Annotated in this window: 1 protein-coding gene; it reads left to right on the top strand. The window is 42.7% G+C overall.

The features are described from left to right. The first annotated feature begins 312 nt into the window (after window positions 1-312). On the top strand, window positions 313-1,542 hold the full coding sequence (locus B5D35_RS23585) for an ABC-three component system protein (RefSeq protein WP_078754826.1): 1,230 nt from the start codon (window positions 313-315) through the stop codon (window positions 1,540-1,542). Window positions 1,543-1,701 lie beyond the last annotated feature (159 nt).

The raw sequence follows: 1,701 nt of genomic DNA, 5'->3' as shown, positions 1-1,701 counted from the left end.
GCTTTATTCAGGATCCTAGGGTCATCTGGTGATACAGATGGTTCACTCTTATCGCGGTGAACAGCGCTTCATACGACTTCAGGTCGCACGGACAAGAATCAGTTAGGGGTAGTGCAGTAACCCGCAAGCTTCGCATAAGCTAAGTTTGGGCAAAGGAAGGTTCGAAAGTGTCTACTGAGTGTGGCTATTCACGCAATATTTTTTATAAAGGCTGGAAAATGCAGAATTCACCCAACAAACACATAAAGTAAGTACAAAAAACTCGACAGACACAGTAATATGACTCCGCCACACTGGCAGTAAGGAGTTCATGTGAGTCAACAAGAAGAGAAGTACCCGGCCAGCGCCATATCCTCTTGGAGCGGCTTTGTTTACCAAGGAAAAGTTGCTCTATATCATTCACTAAAGCTCATTCACGACGGTGATTTGGACTTCGAGCTTCAGCTAGACAGTAGCGACGACTTCGCTATTTATAAGGCAGGAAAGCTTCATTCTGCTCATCAAGTTAAAGCTAAGATTAGTCAATATCGCAGTGGCTACGCCAAGGCGCTGGAGCAGTCCACTTTAATCGAATACGACAAAATAAAAGGGACGCCCCGTTATTTTCATGTATCCGTACAGCTAGATAATACCGCTGATCACAAAGGTGCTAGCGGAGAAATAGTCAAATTCTACTGCTACGGAGACAACTTTCATTGTGGACTGGGTGAAATTGAAGGACTGACCAAAGCACTAATAAAAAAAATATGTGAGAAACGGTCCATCACGGTCAGTGATAATCTCATAAATTTTAACTATTGCTTACTCTCAGAAAAAATAAGCACAAAGGCGATACATAATCACAAACTAAATCAAGTGGACGGCTTCTCGGAAAACAAAGCTGCTTACGAGGGCCGTATCCAAGCAAGAGATATCCTAGAGGAATTACTGGCCGAAAACCCCTATCAGAATCGCGACTATTATGCCGTTGAGTTGAAGGCCAGACTTCAAACCTACCTAGAAGAACGACTCGATCAGGCGTTACCAACAATGAGTGATGTCAACTATGAAAGATCTAGGCGTCTGTGCGAGCACATACGAGATACACATATCAATGAATTAAAAAACTTATGCCAGATGATGAAGCCATCCGAGCGGTTTCAAGACATTCAGAAGGGTGATATCAGGCGCTACACCAAACTCATACAGGCTATTTCAGTGGAGCCCACATTCAACCATCTTCCGCACTACCTCGACAGCGAAAATCGGTTCTACGTACCTACAGCACTTGACATAGATGAAAGTGAAGATTGTGAGTCAGACATGAACTATGAAATGAAAAACAACGGTGACCTACTGAGACTACTTTTTGAGTACAACCATCTAATTGCCAGCAAAGCAGAAGCCTCATTTACCTTTGATACAAAATTCACGAACTCAGATAACTTCGACGATAAGTTGGCCACTGAAAAGCTTGAAAGCAACATTACCAAGTCGCTATGCATTAGCGTAATGACAAAAGACGACGCAGAGGGTCGACTGAATGATAAAGCAACTCATTGATGAAGCACTTGTTGCTCATGACTTTGTGAGTAAGCGTGAATTGGACACCACAAGTTTTTATATTCGTGATTCTGGGTCTGCCATTAGATTTGCCATCGTACATAACCTTGACGAGGCTTTGTTGCTTAAATCGATGGAACTAAATCTAGAAGCTACGAT

The organism is Enterovibrio nigricans DSM 22720 (assembly GCF_900167155.1).
In the GTDB taxonomy this organism is placed as follows: Bacteria; Pseudomonadota; Gammaproteobacteria; order Enterobacterales; family Vibrionaceae; genus Enterovibrio; species Enterovibrio nigricans.
Note: the sequence above shows the minus strand (reverse complement) of the source record. Positions and strands in the feature narration are given on the sequence as shown.